Here is a 17723-nt window from a genome sequence, read left to right as displayed (position 1 = left end):
TTCAGGCCTGCGGAATCAGGCGGAAGTCGTAGTGCGCCACGTGGTAGGGCCGGGTCATCCGGCGGCCGTCCATGGCCGTGCCCGGCTCCTTCGGCTCGAAGTCGATGACCAGGCTCTCGCGCACGCCGAACACCGCGTCGGAGTCGAGGTAGGGGCTGCCCTTGACGAACAGGTGGGTCGTCACTTCCTTGTGCCCCGGAGCCGAGACCTTCATGTGGATGTGGCCCGGGCGGTTCGGATGCCGCCCCATCTTGCGCAGCATGTCGCCCACCGGGCCGTCGTCGGGCACCGGGTAGTAGGTCGGGCGGATCGACCAGAACCAGTAGCGGCCCTGGCCGTCGGTGCGGATGCGGGCCCGCGCCCGCATCGGCGAGCCGTCGCGCTGCATGTCGTAGACGCCGTCGCCGTCGCCGGACCAGATGTCCAGCAGCGCGCCCTGCAGCGGCCGGCCTTCGAGGTCGGTCACGCGGCCGCTGTACAGGGCCGGCTCGCCGGACACGCCTTCGGCGATGTCGGCCCCCAGCGGCAGCTCCGGGGCGCCCTCCCAGTAGAACGGCCCCTGCACCGTGGCATCGGTGGGCGGCGTCGCGCCGCTGCGGCCCTGCAGCGCGCGCGCATGCTCCAGGGCGACCACCAGCATCGACAGGCCGAGCGTGTCGGACAGCAGGATGAACTCCTGCCGCTTGTCGTCGCAGGTCTTGCCGCAGGCGGTGAGGAACTCGATCGCCCTGAACCACTCGTCGCCCTTCAAGTCGACCTCGCGGGCGAAGGCGTGCAGGTGGCGGATGAGGGAGGTCATCACGGCCTTGAAGCGCGGGTCCTGGCAGTCGGCGAGCCGGCCGATCACTGCGTCCGTGATGCTGAGGGTGTCGTATTCCAGTTGAGCCATGCGTAACTCTCCGTTGGGCTTGGCCGGGACTCTATCGATTGACAACACATTGACGTAGTGAAGAATTTCGATGGTTTGAATCGACACCGTCGATCATTTGCCCTGGTAAACCCTATGGAGCTGCGGCACCTGCGTTACTTCGTCACCCTGGCCGAATGCCTGTCATTCACCCGCGCGGCCGAGCGCGTGCACGTGACGCAGTCGACGCTGTCGCACCAGATCCGGCAGCTCGAGGACGAGATCGGCCAGCCGCTGTTCGACCGGATCGGCAAGCGCGTCGTCCTGACCGAGGCCGGCGAGAGCTTCCTGGGCTACGCGTCCAAGGCGCTGCGCGAAGTGGACGCCGGGCTGTCGCACCTGATGCGCGCGGGCGACGAGCTGTCGGGCGAGGTGCGCATCGGCGCCACCGGCACCTTCAACATCAGCTTCGTGCCCGAGTGCCTGGCCGTGTTCCTGCAGCGCAATCCGACGGTGAAGGTGACGGTGGAGGAACTCGCCGCCGACGCCATCGGCCAGCGCCTGATCGACGCCACGCTCGACGTCGGCATCGCCTACCAGCCGGCCGACCCGACGCACCTGTGGTTCGAGCCGCTGTACACCGAGGAGATGGTGCTGGTGGTGTCGTCCACCCACCCGCTGGCCCAGCGCCGCCGGGTGCGCATGGTCGAGCTGCACCGGCAGCGCCTGGTCCTGCTGCCCAGGGACTTCACCACCCGCACGATGCTGGAGGAGTGCTTCCGCGCCAGCGGCGCGGAACCGGTCGTGGCCGCGGAGATGAACGCCATCGCGCCGATGATCGGCACCGTGGCGCGCACCCAGCTGGCCACGATCGTCTCGAGCCATGCGGTCACGCCGCGCGAGGACGTGCGCATCCTGCCGCTGGAGAGCCCGACCCCGATGCGCACGCCCGGCATGCTGTGGAAGCGCGACGCCAAGCAGCCGCCCGCGGTGCGCTCGTTCGCGGCGTGCATCCGCAAGCTGGCGCTGGGGCGAAGCCTGGCGGGCTGGCACCCTCCGGAGCCGGGCGCGACCGCCAGGATGAAACCGCGTAGCAGGCGAGCCTCGTAGGCATTCACGCGCAGGGTCCGCGCCGAATCGTGGGCGGTGGCTGGCGCCGTCAGCGGCCCGCGAACCGGTTTAAGCAAACTCCCTAAGAACGGTTGCGAAGCTGCCCACTAAAGTGTGTGAAAAACACATCTTGTTACGTTGGCGGAGGGTTGCTGTGGTCACCGAAGAAGTCGCGGGCAGGGGCGCCGAGGTCGAGCGCCTGAAGTTGGAGCTCGCAGCGTGCAGGAACGCCCTGGCGGCCCTGCATGCCACCCTGGACAGCACGAGCGATGGCATCGTCGCCATGCGTCCGGACGGCAGCATCTTCATGAACGTGCGCGCCGCCGAGATCTGGTCGGTGCCCGAGGAGCAGATCAGCAATGTCGACGGGGCGGCGTTTCGCTCGCTGATCGCCAGCCAGCTGCGCGATCCGGAAGCCTTCTGGCATCTCGTCGATGCGCTGGACCAACCTTTCCACCAGGAGTGGTCGAGCGTGCTGGCCTGCAAGGACGGCCGCTTCATCGAACGGCGGGCCCGCCCCCAGTACGTCAATGGCAAGCAGCTGGGCTTCGTGATCGCCTTCCGGGACGTGACCGAGCAGGTCAGGAGCGAGCGGGAGATGGCGTTCAATGCCCGCGTGCTGGACAACTCGGCGCCCATGTTCTGGATCGAGCGGGATACCGGCGCGATCGTCTACGCGAACCCGGCCTTCTGCGAGCACGTGGGGTACTCGCGCCAGGAGATGCACCGGCTGCGGGTGAGCCACTTCAACCCCGGCTTCACCCTGGAACAGCGCCTGTACGTCCTCGACGAGCTGGCCAAGGGGCGCACGGCCACCTTCGACTCGCAGCACACCCGCAAGGACGGCACGGTCAGGGACGTGACCGCCTCGATCTTCCTGACCGAGCATGCGGGCAAGGCCGTGTTCGTCGTCAACGTCAGGGACATGACGGAGAACAAGGCCGTGCAACGGGCGTGGCAGCGGCAGGAGAGCCTGCTCAAGGCGGTGATGGACTCCACGACCGATCCCCTGTTCTTCCAGGACCTGGAGGGGCAGCTGCTCGGGTGCAACCAGGCTTACGCCGAGCTCGTGGGCAAGAGCGTCGAGGACATGAAAGGCAAGGCGCCGGCGCATGTGTTCCCGGCCGAAGAAGTGGAGCGGGTGGGGGCGCGCCATCGGAAGGTGCTGGCGACCCTCAAGCCTCATTTTGCCGAGCACTGGGTCACCTATCCCGATGGCAGGCGCGTGCTGTTCGAGAGCGTGGTGTCGCCGCTGTGGGACGAGGGCGGCCACCCGATGGGGGTGCTGGGGATCGGCCGCGACGTCACCGGCCGCAAGCAGGCCGAAGACGACCTGCGCGCCGCCAAGGAGGCGGCCGAGGCGGCGACGCGGGCCAAGTCGGAGTTCCTGGCGAACACGAGCCACGAGATCCGCACCCCGATGAACGCCATCATCGGGCTGTCGCACCTGGCCCTGAAGACCGAGCTGACCCCCAAGCAGCGGGACTACATCGAGAAGGTGCAGGGGGCCGGGCAGCACCTGCTGCGGGTGATCAACGACATCCTGGACTTCTCCAAGGTGGAGGCCGGCAAGCTGGAACTGGAGACGGCCCAGTTCGACCTGAACCACATCCTGGAGAGCACCTGCAGCCTGGTGTCGACCGCCGCCGAATCCAAGGACCTCGAGCTCGTGCTCGACATCGACCAGGGCGTCCCCCGGCAACTCATCGGCGACTCGCTGCGGCTCGGCCAGATCCTGCTGAACCTGACCAACAACGCCGTGAAGTTCACCGAGCGCGGCGAAGTGGCCATCAGCGTGAAGGCGCTGCACAAGGACGACGAGCAGGTGGAGGTGGAGTTCGCCGTGCGCGACACCGGCGTCGGGCTGAACCCCGGGCAGATCGGGCGGCTCTTCCAGAGCTTCTCCCAGGCGGATACGTCGGTCACCCGGCGCTTCGGCGGCACCGGGCTGGGGCTGGCCATCTGCAAGAAGCTGGTGGAGTTGATGGGCGGCGAGCTCGGCCTGGACAGCGACCCGGGCCGCGGCAGCCGCTTCTGGTTCCGCGTTCCGTTGGGCATCGGCCTGCAGGCGCCGCCGGATCCGGTGCTGTTGCCGCAGCTGCAGGGCTGCCGGGCGCTGGTCGTGGACGACAGCTTCTACGCCCGCGCGGCGATCGTGGACATGCTCCAGGACATGACCTTCGAGGTCGCCGAAGCCTCCTCGGGCGCGCAGGCGATCGACGCCGTGCGCGAGGCCGCCGTGCAGGGGCGGCCGTTCCAGGTGGTGTACCTGGACTGGCGCATGCCCGGGATGGACGGGCTGGAGACCGCGCGGCGCATCCGCGAACTCGGGCTGGAGCTGCCGCCGACGCTGATGATGGTGTCGGCCTATTGCCGCGAGGAGATGATGAAGCAGGCCGAGTCCGCCGGGATCGAGTCCGTGCTGGCCAAGCCGGTGCACGCATCGGCCCTGTTCGATGCGACCGTACAGCTGCTGTCCTCGCGGGCCGGCCGCCTTTCCGAGCCGCGCAGCCGGCCGCTGCAGGCCGATTCGCCGCCCGCGCTGCTGGGGGCCATCCGGGGCTCGCGGGTGCTGGTGGTGGAGGACAACGAGATCAACCAGATGGTGGCCGAGGAGATGCTCCACCAGGCCGGCATGCAGGTCGAGATCGCCGAGAACGGCCAGGTGGCCCTCGAGAAGGTTCAGGCCGGCTACTACGACATGGTCTTCATGGACATGCAGATGCCGGTGATGGACGGCCTCACGGCGACCCGCGAGATCCGCGAGATCAGCCGCCTGGCCGGTCTGCCGATCGTGGCCATGACGGCCAATGCGATGGAGCAGGACCGCCGCCGTTGCCTGGACGCGGGCATGAACGACACGCTGACCAAGCCCGTGGCACCGGCGGCGATGTGGGCGGCGCTGCTGCGCTGGATTCCGCCGCTGGAGTCCGCCCGAAGCGAGCCCCCTGCGCCGCTGCTGCCAGATGGCCAAGGCGAGCCCTTCGGAGGCATCGCAGGCCTGGATGCCGTGCGCGGCCTGGCGATCGCCAGCGGCAACCACAAGCTCTATCGAACCATCCTGGCGCGCTTCGTCAAAGGCCAGTCCAATGTGCCGGCCCGGATCCACGAGGCCCTGGCCACCGGCGACCTGCCGGTGGCCGAGCGTCTGGCGCATACGCTCAAGGGGGTGTGCGCCAACATCGGCGCGGAGGAAGTGCGGCAACTGGCCGCCAGCCTGGAGGACGCCCTGCGGACCTACGAGCCGCCCTCGGTGGTGCAGGAGCGCCTGCGGGTGCTCGAGCGCGTGCTGGCCCGGCTCGTGGCGGCCGTCGCCGAAAGACTGCATGAAGAGGGCGCGGCGCAGCCGGCCTGAAGCCAGGCTTATCGGGTGATCGTCACGCGATGCAGCATGCGGTTCAAGGCCCGCGGCCTGGCGCGGTGATACCCCTTTCCCGCTCCCTGAACATGGGAGAAAGCTACTGCCCGGCGCCTCGTCTTCTCAGAGGAGTTCGCTCCGGCGCGCCGGGCGATGAAGCGGGCCGCTCGGTACAAACACCGAGCCGGCAGGCGAGGGCCGCCACGAAGATGGCCGCCGCCGCGAGGCATCAGAGGAGGACGACCATGGCACAGGGACTCTCCACCAACAGGCCTTGCGACCCGGTCGCGGACTGTCTCGCGCTGGCGGGGCGGCAGTTCGTCATCCGCTATCACTCGCGCACGACCCGCAACCCCGGCAAGCGCATCTCGCCGCGGGAAGCGGCCCTGCTGGCCCGCGCCGGCCTTTCCATCGCCACCGTCTACCAGGACAACGCCCGGTTGCCCGCCGATTTCGGGGCGGACCGGGGCGAGCTCGATGGCCGCTCCGCGTACGCCGCTGCAGCCGCCATCGGGCAGCCGCCCGACAGCGCCATCTATTTCGCGGTGGACGCCGATTTCAGCGAACCGCAGATCCGCTCCTTCGTGCTGCCCTACTTCGAGGGCGTTCGCCGGGGATTGGCCGCGGCGGCCGGCGGCGCGTCGCCCTACGGCGTGGGCGTGTACGGGTCCGGGCTGGCCTGCCGCCTCGTGCGCGACGAAGCGGCGCTCGCGCGCTTCGCCTGGCTCGCCGTCGCCGCCGGCTGGCGCGAGAGCCGCACGTACGCCGGCTGGGACGTGCGCCAGTCCCATCCCGCGGGCGACCTGTGCGGCCTGGGCGCAACCGGCTGGGAGAGCTGCGAGTCGGCCGGCCCGTTCGGCGAGTTCCAGCCGATCGGCTTCGCGGTGACGGCGCAGGAGGGCGTGCGCCGCAGCGTCACCGCCTCGCAACTGAACCTGCGGCGGGCGCCCACCACGGCCGGCGAGGTGATCACGCGCTTGCCCGAGGGCCAGGTCGTGCGGCTGCTCGGTCCGGCCGGCGGCGCGTGGGTGCGGGTGCGCGCCACTGTGGCCGGCGGGGAGGTGATCGGCTACGTGCACGGCAGCCACCTGGCCGAGCCGGCCGCAGCCCCGGCCCTGGCGGCTGCGGTTCCCGCACCGGGGAGCCTCCCGCCGGTCCACTACCGGCCCGGCGACCCGGCGTCGAGACGCAATTCGGCCGGGCAACGCGCGAAGCCGCTGGGCGAGCCCCAGATGCCGCGCTGCACCGCCACCTCGGCGCCGGAGAAGGCGCAGCAGCTGCAGCAGGTCATCGACTGGCTGGACGTGCAGAACAGCCTGCGCTATCGCAAGGAGGCCTCCGGCGCCACCTACTGCAACGTGTACGCAGCCGACTACTGCTACCTGGCCGGCGCCTACCTGCCGCGCACCTGGTGGACCGGCCCTGCGCTGGTGGCCATCGGGCGCGGCGAGACGCCGCCGGTGATCTACGACGGCACGGTCCGCGAGATGCAGGCCGACGACCTGTACGACTGGCTGGCCCGCTTCGGTCCTGCCTTCGGCTGGCGCAGGGTGTTCGATACCACCGCCCTGCAGGCTGCAGCGGATGCGGGCGGCATCGGCGTCATCGTCGCCGACCGGCTGCAGCCGGGCCGCTCGGGCCACATCTCGGTCGTCGTTCCCGAAACCGGCGCGCAGCAGGCGCGCCGGGACCCGGACGGCAACGTCATCTACCCGCTCCAGAGCCAGGCCGGCGAGACCAACCTGGCACGCAGCACGATCGGCAAGGCCTGGTGGAACGACCCGAAGTTCGCGGCCGCGGACGGGTTCTTCGTGCACGAGTAGAAGGCGTCAGGCCCGCGCCTCGGCGGATCGGTCATTCGCCCTATGCCGCGGGCGGCAGCCACACCTCGAGAACGCCCGGCGTGGGCCTCAGTCCGAGCCCGAGCTTGCGGGTCTCGCTGTCGGCCGGCAGCAGCTTTAGTACCTGCATTGCGCAGTCTCGTTCGCCTTCCGTGTGATAGATCACCGTGGGCACCCGGACCGGCGCGGGCGCCTGGCGCTGGGCCCGCTGGGCAGTTGCCGTCACGTCCTCCACGCCAGGCGCTCGTGCACCCGTGGCGGAAAGAGCCCGCGCCAGTTGCATGGCCTCGGCGCGATCCTGCGGGCGATAGATTTGCAGGTAGACCAGCTTCCCCCGGCAGTCAAGCGATGCGGCCGGGGTCGAGGCCGCAGCCTGCGCGGGTGAGGCGGCCGGGACGGACGTGGTGGTCAGGTCAGCTGGCGCTGAGGCAGGCGCGCCGGTCGAAGCCGGCATCCGGTCGTGGGCCGGTGGCGCTGCCGCTGTCGTCGTGGACATGCCGGCAACCTGGGTCTGCCAACTCTGGGTCGGCATCGCCACCTTGGTCGGGACCACCTCATCGACCAGCCAGGAGGGCACCCAGCTGGCGGTGAATTGACTCCACAGCTCGGTCATGCCGTGGGCGAGCGCGCCGGGTGTCCCTTTGTTTCGGCTCTCCCAGCCATGGGCCACCCGGCCACGCGCCCAGGCGGGATCGGAGTAAGACACTCCCCAGTAAGCAGGTTGTCCCAGGCGATCGTTGCCGCCGAGGCAATTGCGTGCGTTCGTGTCGACGAGCGCGGCGCAAGCGGGAGTTGCCACGTGGGAGTCGCCGCCGGCGTCTTGTTCGGCCTTGCATTGGGCAGCGACGTAATCGATGATCGCCGCGGCCTTGTCGCCATTCGGAACCTGATGGATGGGGCCGGTGCAATAGCGCTGGGCCAAGGTGGCCAGCCTGGCCTTCAGATCCGGCAGCAGTGATGCATCGCCGGCCTGCACCCGGTCATGCAGCGCGCTGGCTCCGTACAGCTCCGACCAGTAGGCCTGCTCGCGCTCCTCGCGTGCATCCGACCAGGACGTCCAGGCCTGGCCGGCGGCGGCCAGCACGCCGGCCACCGCCGTCAGGCCCAAGCCGGACTTGGCCAGCGGCACAACCCGCGGAAAGCGGACGCTGAAAGGAAGCCGCTTGAGTCCGTCGGGCGCCACCGCGGTATCGCCCCTGGGCGTTTGACCGCGCGGCGCGGCCTCCAGGCGGCCGGTCCAGGCTGCGTCCTCGGCCAGGGCCTGCAACAGCCCGGGCGTCAGTTGCGCGCCGATCGCCCGGCCGAGCCGGAAATAGCTTTCCCATTGCGATTCGCTGAAGAACTGGTCGGCGGTCGGCTCTTGCGGGAACGCGAGGTTCTCGTGCCGGTACTTCAGCACATCGAGCGGCAAACCGGAAAAGACGTTGGGCTTGACGTACACCAGCCAGCCGGGTGGCCCGCCATCGTGGTAGTCGATGCGTGCAAGCGCCAGGCAGGCATTGCTGGCGGGATCGGACAACTGGTCGAGGGTGCCGAAGCCCTGCAACTCGGGCGCGTCGCCGCTGGCCGGATCGACAAAGGTGATCTCGGCGCGCAGGTCGATGCGGGCCTTGCGCACCAGGTTCTCGAGGTCGCCGAACTCGTATCGCGGATCGGCTGCCGCGTCGGACAGCACGATCACCTTGGCCCGCTGGCGCAGCAGGGTGTAGGCCCCGGTGTTCTCGAAGTGGCCGCCGTCGCTCAGGTACCAGAAGCGCCCCTCGCGCCCGCCGAACCGGGCGAGCGCCTCGCCGTACATGAGGCGGTACTTGTGCGGCGACAGCCACTCGCGCAGCTGCTGCCGCCAGCCGGCGCCCGGCGGCTCGCCCATCTCCCACCAGAAGCCCAGGCGCACGCCCGACAGGAACAGCAGCAGCGACAAGCCGGTGGAGGTCTGGCCGCCGACGCCGGGCGCCACGGCGGCGCCGGAGATCGCCATCCAGGCCGGCAGCTGCGACTTGGCCAGCGCGTCGTCGTCGGTCCAGGCCTCCAGCCCGACGCGGTAGTGCCCGCCGGAGGTCACGCACAGGTACTGGCCCTTGCGGTCCTGGTTGAACAGGCCGCCCAGCTCGTTGCGCGTCTGGTTGATGGTGGCGTTGAGGATGTGCACCGGGCCGCCCGCTTCGTGCGGCGCGTAGTCCGCCATTGCCACGCTGTCGTCGGGATGCACATGGAAGACGTCCCGGCGTTCCGACGGAACGGCCATGGCATCGGGCGCGGCGTCTTCCAGCGGGGAGACCCGTGCCTGCGGGCCGGTGGCGAAGCGGCCGCCATTGGCGGCGCCCAGGTAGCTGCGCGTCAGCCGCGCGCGGTAGAACATGTGCAGCGACGACAGGTTGCTGAAGTCCGCCTTCTTGCTGGTCAGCAGGATGTAGAGCGCAGGCAGCAGCAGGATCGGCAGCAGCACCAGCTTGACCTCCTCGAACAGCAGGCCGCCGTTCGGTGTGGATTCGAAGAGGTTGCGCAGGCCGACGCGGTAGACCACCGCCACCCAGAACACGGCCAGCAGCGCGAACAGGAGCAAGCCCGCCAGTTCCACCACGCGGGCCAGCAGCCGGCCGCTGACGGGAACGGAGGGGTCGCGCGCCGGCAACTGCGTGGCGAGCGCGCGTGCGACGGCAACGCCCAGGGCGATGAACAGCGGCAGCAGCCAGGCGTAGTGCCGGCGCTCGAAGGCGACGAACCAGGCCGCGCGCTCGATCGCGCCGACGACGAACAGCGCGACGGCGGCCATCAGGCAGACCGCCATCCAGTGCGTCAGCCGGTTGCGCTGGATGGCCGAGGAGCCGCTGTCCACGGTCGTGCCGAGCACGCGACGGGCCATGTTCATGGCCTTTTCGCGCAGGGGCCTGTCGGACATGGGCGGCTGCATTGGTGCCGCCGCGGCGCCTTCGCGGCCGGGCGGCGCCTCGTGGGTGGCGGGCGGCGCCGGTACCGCCGACGGTCGCGCGTCCCGCGAGGGCCGCTCGTGTCGCGGCCGCGCCAGCCGTGCGACCAGCGGGCCCCACGCCGCCAGCAGGCAGATGGCGGCGAGCGTTCCGCAGAAGATCCGCAGCGCCGCGTCGTCCAGCACGCGCCAGAACGACACCCCTTGCCAGGTGATCCAGGCGAGCAGCGCACCGACAACGGCCAGCAGCAGCGCGAAGACGATCTCGGTCAGCACCAGCCGCTTGCCGCGCCGGGCGGCGATGGACCAGTAGGCGGCGGCGATCGGGATGCTGGCCAGGACCGGCAGCGCGATCAGCAGCCAGACCGTGGACAGCCAGGGCTGCAGCAGCGGACCTAGCGTGTCCTGCAAGGCCTCGCGTCCGGCGAAGGCATGGAACAGGCCCCCCCAGACGAACAGGTTGAAGTAGGCCAGCAAGGCCCCGAGCACGATGCCCGCGAGCGCCAGTTCGACGTGCACGGCGATCATGTTGCGGGCGTAGGCCGCGGCCGCGTTCAGCAGGTCGCTGGCGCCACGCGGGGTGAGGTAGCGGCTGGTCGCCCGCAGCCACCAGACGAACCAGGTGCCGTCGGCCTGCGCCAGCCGCTTCTCGACGGCCAGCGGGTCCTCGCCCTTGCGGAACAGCCGGCCGAGCGCCGAGCCGATGTAGCCGCCGCCCGAGACCGTGGACAGCAGGTCGAACCGGCGCAGCAGGCCCTGCTGGGCCAGGCCGCTGGCCAGGCCGAGTGCGAAGGTCGCGCTGCGGATGCCGCCGCCCGAGAGGGCGAGGCCCCAGGCCGGGCTGCCCTCGGCAGGGCGATCCGGGCCCAGACATCGCCGCCGCTGCTCGACCCACGCGTCGATCAGCGGATCGTTGCCGACGGGGCCTGGATTCGTTTCGACCGTCATGCCTGCCTCCCTGGGGCTGCGTTGCGCGCCGGAGTATGGACAGCAAGCTCGGCCGTTGCAAAACCTATCTCCTGGTGAGGGGCCGATGGCCGTGCTGCGCATCGCAGGGGAACTCAACCGCTTCATGCGGGTCGATGGGAAGTCGTGCACTTGCACCAGCACTCTGCCCATCAGGAAAAGGACGAATTCATGAAGACACGCGCCGCCGTGGCCTGGCAAGCCGGCCAGCCGCTCACCATCGAAGAACTGGACCTCGACGGTCCGCGCGCCGGCGAGGTGCTGGTGGAGGTCAAGGCGACCGGCATCTGCCACACCGACTACTACACGCTCTCGGGCGCCGATCCCGAAGGGCTGTTCCCGGCCGTGCTGGGCCACGAAGGCGCCGGCGTGGTGGTGGACGTGGGCCCGGGCGTCACCTCGCTCAAGGTCGGCGACCACGTGATCCCGCTCTACACGCCCGAATGCCGCCAGTGCAAGTTCTGCCTGTCGCGCAAGACCAACCTGTGCCAGCTGATCCGCGGCACCCAGGGCCAGGGCCTGATGCCCGACGGCACCTCGCGCTTCTCGCTGGACGGCAAGCCCATCCTGCACTACATGGGCACCTCGACCTTCAGCAACTACATCGTCGCGCCCGAGATCGCGATGGCGAAGATCCGGCCCGATGCGCCGTTCGACAAGGTCTGCTACATCGGCTGCGGCGTCACCACCGGGGTCGGCGCGGTGCTCTTCACGGCCAAGGTGGAAGCGGGTGCCAACGTGGTGGTGTTCGGCCTGGGCGGCATCGGCCTGAACGTGATCCAGGGCGCCAAGATGGTGGGCGCCGACAAGATCGTCGGCATCGACCTCAACCCGAAGCGCGAAGCGCTGGCGCGCCAGTTCGGCATGACGCACTTCCTGAACCCGAAGGAGCACCCCAACATCGTCGATGCGATCGTGCAGCTCACCGACGGCGGCGCCGACTACAGCTTCGAGTGCATCGGCAACACCACCACCATGCGCCAGGCGCTGGAGTGCTGCCACAAGGGCTGGGGCCAGAGCATCATCATCGGCGTGGCCGAGGCCGGTGCCGAGATCAGCACCCGGCCGTTCCAGCTGGTGACCGGGCGCGAGTGGAAGGGCTCGGCCTTCGGCGGCGCGCGCGGCCGCACCGACGTGCCGAAGATCGTCGACTGGTACATGGACGGCAAGCTCAACATCGACGACCTGATCACCCACACGCTCGAGCTGGAGGACATCAACAAGGGGTTCGACCTGATGAAGTCCGGCGAGTCGATCCGCTCGGTGGTGGTGTACTGACCATGGACGCGATCACCACGCTGGAGCAGCACCGCTGCTTCGACGGCACCCAGGGCTTCTACGAGCACGCGTCGCAGGCCGTCGGCCTGCCGATGCGCTTCGGCGTCTACGTGCCGCCGCAGGCGCGGCAGGGGCCGCGGCCGGTGCTGTACTGCCTGGCCGGGCTGACCTGCAACGAACAGACCTTCGCCATCAAGGCCGGCGCGCAGCAGCACGCCGCCCGCCACGGCCTGGTGCTGGTCACGCCCGACACCAGTCCGCGCACCAGCGGCATTCCCGGCGCCGACGCCGACTGGGACTTCGGCACGGCTGCCGGCTTCTACCTGGATGCGACCCGCGAGCCCTACGCGCGCCACTGGCGCATGGAGAGCTGGCTGATGCAGGAGCTGCCGGACCTGCTGCAGCGGCATTTCCCGGTGCGCGGCGACCGCACGGGCGTGCTGGGCCACTCGATGGGCGGCCATGGCGCGCTCACGCTGGCGTTGCGGCATCCGGGGCGGTTCCAGAGCGTGTCGGCGTTCGCGCCGATCTGCGCGCCGACCGAAGTGCCCTGGGGGCAGAAGGCCTTTGCCGGCTACCTGGGCGAGGACCGCAGCGCCTGGGACCGGCACGACGCCGTGCGGCTGATCGAAGCCGGCGCCCGCGTCCCCGCGCTGCTGGTGGACCAGGGGCTGGAAGACCAGTTCCTGGCCAGCCAGCTGCGGCCCGAGCGGCTGGAGCAGGCCTGTGCGGCGGCGGGCCAGCCCCTGCAGCTGCGCCGCCACGAGGGCTACGACCACGGCTACTTCTTCATCAGCAGCTTCGTGGCCGACCACCTGGCCCACCACGCGGCAGGGCTCGGCGCCTGAGCGAGTGGCACGGCCGCCGGCCCATTGGAGCCATTGCGCGGGCGTCCGCTGAGCCGTCAAGCTGGCGGCTCGTCCGGCCGTCCCTGCGTGGCGGCCGCGTCCCACCTGCCCAGGAACCGCTTCGATGGCATCGCCGTTCTCGCGCCGCGCCCTGGCGGCCGCGCTGGCCGCGACTGCGCTGGCGCTGGCCGCGGCCTGTGGCGGCGGCGGTGGCGATGAAACGCCGGCGGGCCCGCCGGCGGCCGCTGCAGGCGGGGCCGTGCGCCTGGTCGTCGCCGGCGACAGCCTGGCCGACGTCGGCACCTTCGGGCTGAAGGCGACCGTGCAGAACGCGAGCAACCCGGCCGCCGGTTACCCGGTCTACCCGGAGCGGGTCGCCACGCAGCTCGGTGCCGGCACGCTGTGCAACCACTTCTCCAGCAGCGACCGCCTGGTGTACTCGACCCGCGCCGGCTGCACCGACTTCGCCGTCGGCGGCGCGCAGATCCTCAACCCCATCACCCACGGCGGGTCCGCGCTGCCGCTGTCGCTGGCGTTCCAGCTCGAATCCGCGCTGGCGGCCAACGGCGGCGCCTGGCGCGCGGGCGACCTCATCCTGCTGGACGCCGGCGGCAACGATGCCGCGGCGCTGGCCGATGCCTACCTGGACGCCCGTGCCGGCGGCACCGCCGAGGAGGCGATCTACCTGGCGCTGCTGGGCCAGCAGCTCGATGCATCCACGATCACGCAAGCGCTGGCGCAACCGGACGGTCGCGCCGTCGCTGCCGGCCTCTACCTGCAGCGGCTGGCGCAGACCTGGTGGAGCACCGTCAAGGCGAACACGCTGGACCGGGGCGCCACGCGCGTCGCCTTGCTCAACCTGCCGGACATCACGCTGACGCCGCGCTTTCGCGGCATCGTGGCCGGCCTCGCGAGTGCCGAGGGCAGCGCCGCGGCCAGCGCCTTCCAGGGCGCACTGCGCCAATGGATCGCCGGCTTCAACGCCGAGCTGGCCCGGCTGGCGGCCGGCGAGCCGCGGGTGGCGCTGGTGCCGTACTTCGAGGACTTCACGGCCAACGTGGCGGACCCCGCGGCCTTCGGGCTGACCAACGCCACCGACGCGTCCTGCCCGCCGGCCGGCGACTTTCCGGCCTGCACCGACGCGGCCCTCGATGCAGCGCCCCCGGCGGGCCTGGCGGTGGGCTGGTGGAAGACCTGGTACTTCTCCGACGAGTTCCATCCCTCGCCGCGCGGCCACGAGCTGATCGCGGCCACGGTGCTGCGCGCGCTGGAGCGGGCGGGCTGGCGCTGACGCCGGCGCGTCACGATGCCCGGCGATGCCACCGCACGCCACCTTGCCGGGGCGGGGCGGTCGGCCAACCGGCTCCTGCGCGCCGTGTGGCTCACATCAGTTGGTGGACAACCCGCTGGTGGCTCGCCTTGACCGCCTCCGCCTGCACTTCGCTGCGGCTGCGATGGCTCTCGACCGATTGGCTGTTCTTGTTGGCGTCGTACAGGTTGGCGTTCAGGGTGCCGGCGGCGCGCGCATGCGCCATCTCGGCCTGCACTTCGGCGCGCGTTCGCTCGCCGGTGAACGTGTCGCGATTGGCCAGCTCGTCGGCGGCCTCGTTCGCGAAGGCCATGCTGGAGGTCAGCAGGAGGAGGGTGACAAGAGCCTTGGTCATGATGCACTCGCTTTCTGGGTTGGGATGCCCGTTAGACAGGCGAGCGCAGTGAAAGTGACGCGCGTTACCGGGCCTGGCTGCTGGTCCGTTCCGCCCGCCGGCTGCGAACGTCGCGCGCCAGCCGCCGCAGCACTTCCTCCGTCTGTCCCCAACCGATGCACGCATCGGTGATCGATACGCCGTGCGCCGGCGGCACGCCCGGCTTCAGGTCCTGCCGTCCTTCCTCCAGGTGGCTTTCGATCATCACGCCGACGATCCGCCGCTCGCCGGCCGCGATGCGCGAACCGATGTCGGCCGCCACCTCGATCTGCCTGCGATGCTGCTTGCTGCTGTTCGCATGCGAGCAGTCGATCATCACGGCTTCGGGCAAGCCCGCGGTGCGCAAGGCCTGGCAGGCCGCATCGACATCCGCCGCCGAGTAGTTCGGGCCCTTGCCGCCGCGCAGGATCATGTGGCAGTCGCCGTTGCCGCGTGTCTCGAACACCGCCGCCACGCCCATCTTGGTCATGCCGATGAAGGCGTGCGGTGCACGGGCGGCCAGGATGGCGTCGGCCGCGACCTTGACGCTGCCTTCGGTGCCGTTCTTGAAGCCGACCGGGCACGACAGCCCCGAGGCCAGTTGCCGGTGGCTCTGGCTTTCGGTCGTGCGCGCGCCGATCGCGCCCCAGGCGATCAGCTCGGCGATGTACTGCGGCGACAGCAGGTCCAGGAATTCGGTGCCGGCCGGCAGCCCCAGCTCGATGATCTCCAGCAGCAGCCGGCGCGCGCGCTCCAGCCCCTCGTTGATGGCGAAGCTGCCGTCCAGGTGCGGATCGTTGATGTAGCCCTTCCAGCCGACGGTGGTGCGCGGCTTCTCGAAATACACGCGCATCACCACCAGCAGCTCGCCGGCGACTTCACGGGCCAGCGCCGCGAGCCGCTGCGCGTACTCGATGGCCTGGCCGTGGTCGTGGATGGAGCAGGGGCCGACCACCGCCAGCAGCCGGTCGTCGCGCCCGTGCAGCACGTCGGCGATGCGGGCGCGGCTGTGCTCCACCAGCGCCAGCGTGGCGTCCGACACGGGCAGCTGCTCCTGCAGCAGCGCCGGCGTGATCAGCGGCCGCACCGCCTCGATGCGGGTGTCGTCGATGCGCGTGGTGTCGCGGGTGCTGCGGCGGCTGCCCGCCTCGCGGTCGTGCCGGGGATCGTCCAGGATGTCCATGGACGGTATTGTCGTGCGCTGGCTGTCGGTACCGGCGCCGGCCTGAATTAAGCTTGCTCGTCGGCAACCCTTGCCGTCCCATCATCCGAACGAAAGGCGCAACATTCCATGGTCCACGAGATCGCAGTCATCGAAGTCACACCGGGGCAGGAAGCCGGATTCGAGGCCGCCGTGCGCCAGGCGGCCGGACTGTTCCAGTCAGCCAAGGGCTGCAAGGGCATGGCGCTGCAACGTGAGGTCGAGCGCCCCAACGTCTACCGGCTGTACGTGGCCTGGGAGACGCTGGAGGACCACACGGTGGCCTTCCGCGGATCCGACGCCTTCACTCGCTGGCGCGCGCTGGCCGGGCCCTTCTTCGCTTCGCCACCCCAGGTCTCCCACGTCGAGACGGTGCTGCAGCCGTTTTGAGGATGCTCGGCGCGCGCGGCGGCATCGCAGCCGCGTTGTCCAGTCCGTGGGGCGTGCTGGCGGTGACGCTGGCCATCCAGGCGCTGATGTCGATGACCGTCATCACCATCCCGGCCATGGCCCCGGCGGTGGCCCAGGCCCTGCAGGTCTCGCCTTCGCTGGTCGGCGCCTACGTCGGGCTGGTGTACGTGGGCGCCACCGTGGCCAGTTCGATCGGCGGGCCGCTGGTGCTGCGGTACGGCGCGCTGCGCGTCAGCCAGTTCGGCCTGCTGGCGTGCGCGGCCGGCATGGCGCTGTCGGCGCTGTGGCCGACGCTGGCCGGCATCTGCACCGGCGCGCTGCTGGTCGGCCTGGGCTACGGGCCGATCACGCCGGCCAGCTCGCACCTGCTGGCCCGGACGACGCCGCCGGAGCGGGCCGCGCTGGTGTTCTCGATCAAGCAGACCGGCGTTCCGCTGGGTGGCGTGATGGCCGGCGCGATCGTGCCGCCGCTGGTGCTGGCCGGCGGCGTGGACCTGGCGCTGTGGAGCGTGGCGGCCGGCTGCATCGTGTGCGCGTTGCTGGCGCAGCCGCCGCGCGCGGCGCTCGATGCCGACCGCGACCCGACGCGCGCCGTCAGCCCGGGCAGCCTGTGGCGGCCGGTCCGGCTGGTGCTCGGCCATCCGCAGCTGGCGCCGCTGGCGGCCTACTCGTTTGCGTTCTCGGCGATGCAGATGTGCCTGGCGGCCTTCCTCGTCACCTACCTGCACGCGCACCTGGGCTACAGCCTGGTGGCCGCCGGTGCGGCCCTGTCGGTGGCCCAGGCCGGCGGCGTCGTCGGGCGGGTGGCGTGGGGCTACGTGGCCGACCGCTGGCTGGGCACCGGCCGCATGCTGGCCGCCCTGGCCGCGCTGATGGCGGTGTGCGCTGCGGCGACGGCGGCGCTGCAGGCCGGGGTGCCGCGGCCGCTGGTGCTGGTGCTGCTGGCGGCGTTCGGCGCCTCGGCCACCGGCTGGAACGGGGTCTACCTGGCCGAAGTGGCGCGGCGCGCGCCGCCCGGCATGGCCGGCACCGCCACCGGCGGCTCGCTGGCCATCACCTTCTTCGGCGTGGTGCTCGGGCCCCTGCTGTTCAGCGCGGTGTCGGCCCTGTTCGACAGCGAGCGGGCCGGCTTCGCGATGCTGGCCGTCGCGGTGGCCGCTTGCGCGTGGCGGCTGTGGCGCGGCACGCGCACCGGCGGGCCGCCGGCCGCAGCCGCGTCCTGAGCGACCGGCGGCGCCGTTGCGCCATCTCCCTC

Annotated in this window: 12 protein-coding genes; 8 read left to right on the top strand and 4 right to left on the bottom strand. The window is 70.8% G+C overall.

What is annotated here, in order from left to right; all coding sequences use genetic code 11:
* Position 1: 1 nt before the first annotated feature.
* Positions 2–889 (bottom strand): dioxygenase family protein, encoded by an 888-nt coding sequence (locus PE066_RS07040; protein WP_271235846.1) that lies wholly within the window; start codon positions 887–889, stop codon positions 2–4.
* A gap of 114 nt (positions 890–1003) precedes the next feature.
* Here PE066_RS07040 and PE066_RS07035 point away from each other — a divergent pair, with 114 nt between their 5' ends.
* The 3 genes from PE066_RS07035 (at position 1004) to PE066_RS07025 (ending at position 7138) form a co-directional block, all read left to right on the top strand.
* The gene (locus tag PE066_RS07035) at positions 1004–1957 is read left to right on the top strand and encodes a LysR substrate-binding domain-containing protein (protein WP_271235845.1); all 954 of its coding nucleotides are present in this window, start codon (positions 1004–1006) and stop codon (positions 1955–1957) included.
* Between the two features lie 154 nt (positions 1958–2111).
* A complete protein-coding gene (locus PE066_RS07030) occupies positions 2112–5312 on the top strand; it encodes a PAS domain-containing hybrid sensor histidine kinase/response regulator (protein ID WP_271235844.1) in 3201 nt (1066 codons plus the stop codon).
* Positions 5313–5560: 248 nt separating this feature from the next.
* Complete coding sequence (locus PE066_RS07025; RefSeq protein ID WP_271235843.1) at positions 5561–7138, top strand: glycoside hydrolase domain-containing protein; 1578 nt, start codon at positions 5561–5563, stop codon at positions 7136–7138.
* 40 nt (positions 7139–7178) lie between these two features.
* Here the strand turns inward: PE066_RS07025 and PE066_RS07020 are convergent, their stop codons facing one another.
* Positions 7179–11030 (bottom strand): hypothetical protein, encoded by a 3852-nt coding sequence (locus PE066_RS07020; protein ID WP_271235842.1) that lies wholly within the window; start codon positions 11028–11030, stop codon positions 7179–7181.
* A gap of 189 nt (positions 11031–11219) precedes the next feature.
* Here PE066_RS07020 and PE066_RS07015 point away from each other — a divergent pair, with 189 nt between their 5' ends.
* The 3 genes from PE066_RS07015 (at position 11220) to PE066_RS07005 (ending at position 14465) form a co-directional block, all read left to right on the top strand.
* Positions 11220–12326 carry an S-(hydroxymethyl)glutathione dehydrogenase/class III alcohol dehydrogenase gene (locus PE066_RS07015; protein ID WP_271235841.1) on the top strand — a complete coding sequence of 369 codons (1107 nt, stop codon included), beginning with the start codon at positions 11220–11222 and terminating at the stop codon, positions 12324–12326.
* A gap of 2 nt (positions 12327–12328) precedes the next feature.
* Positions 12329–13174, top strand: a complete 846-nt coding sequence (gene fghA / locus PE066_RS07010; RefSeq protein ID WP_271235840.1) for an S-formylglutathione hydrolase — start codon at positions 12329–12331, stop codon at positions 13172–13174.
* 124 nt (positions 13175–13298) lie between these two features.
* On the top strand, positions 13299–14465 hold the full coding sequence (locus PE066_RS07005) for an SGNH/GDSL hydrolase family protein (protein WP_271235839.1): 1167 nt from the start codon (positions 13299–13301) through the stop codon (positions 14463–14465).
* Between the two features lie 91 nt (positions 14466–14556).
* Here the strand turns inward: PE066_RS07005 and PE066_RS07000 are convergent, their stop codons facing one another.
* Positions 14557–14838 (bottom strand): DUF4148 domain-containing protein, encoded by a 282-nt coding sequence (locus PE066_RS07000; protein ID WP_271235838.1) that lies wholly within the window; start codon positions 14836–14838, stop codon positions 14557–14559.
* 64 nt (positions 14839–14902) lie between these two features.
* The gene (locus PE066_RS06995; protein WP_271235837.1) at positions 14903–16039 is read right to left on the bottom strand and encodes a 3-deoxy-7-phosphoheptulonate synthase; all 1137 of its coding nucleotides are present in this window, start codon (positions 16037–16039) and stop codon (positions 14903–14905) included.
* 108 nt (positions 16040–16147) lie between these two features.
* Between PE066_RS06995 and PE066_RS06990 the strand changes: the two genes are divergently transcribed.
* Both PE066_RS06990 and PE066_RS06985 read left to right on the top strand, forming a co-directional pair.
* Complete coding sequence (locus PE066_RS06990) at positions 16148–16447, top strand: antibiotic biosynthesis monooxygenase family protein (RefSeq protein ID WP_271235836.1); 300 nt, start codon at positions 16148–16150, stop codon at positions 16445–16447.
* A 2-nt stretch (positions 16448–16449) separates the two neighbouring features.
* Complete coding sequence (locus tag PE066_RS06985) at positions 16450–17691, top strand: MFS transporter (protein WP_271235835.1); 1242 nt, start codon at positions 16450–16452, stop codon at positions 17689–17691.
* Positions 17692–17723: the final 32 nt, after the last annotated feature.

The organism is Ramlibacter tataouinensis (assembly GCF_027941915.1).
GTDB classification, from domain to species: Bacteria; Pseudomonadota; Gammaproteobacteria; order Burkholderiales; family Burkholderiaceae_C; genus Ramlibacter; species Ramlibacter tataouinensis_C.
Note: the sequence above shows the minus strand (reverse complement) of the source record. Positions and strands in the feature narration are given on the sequence as shown.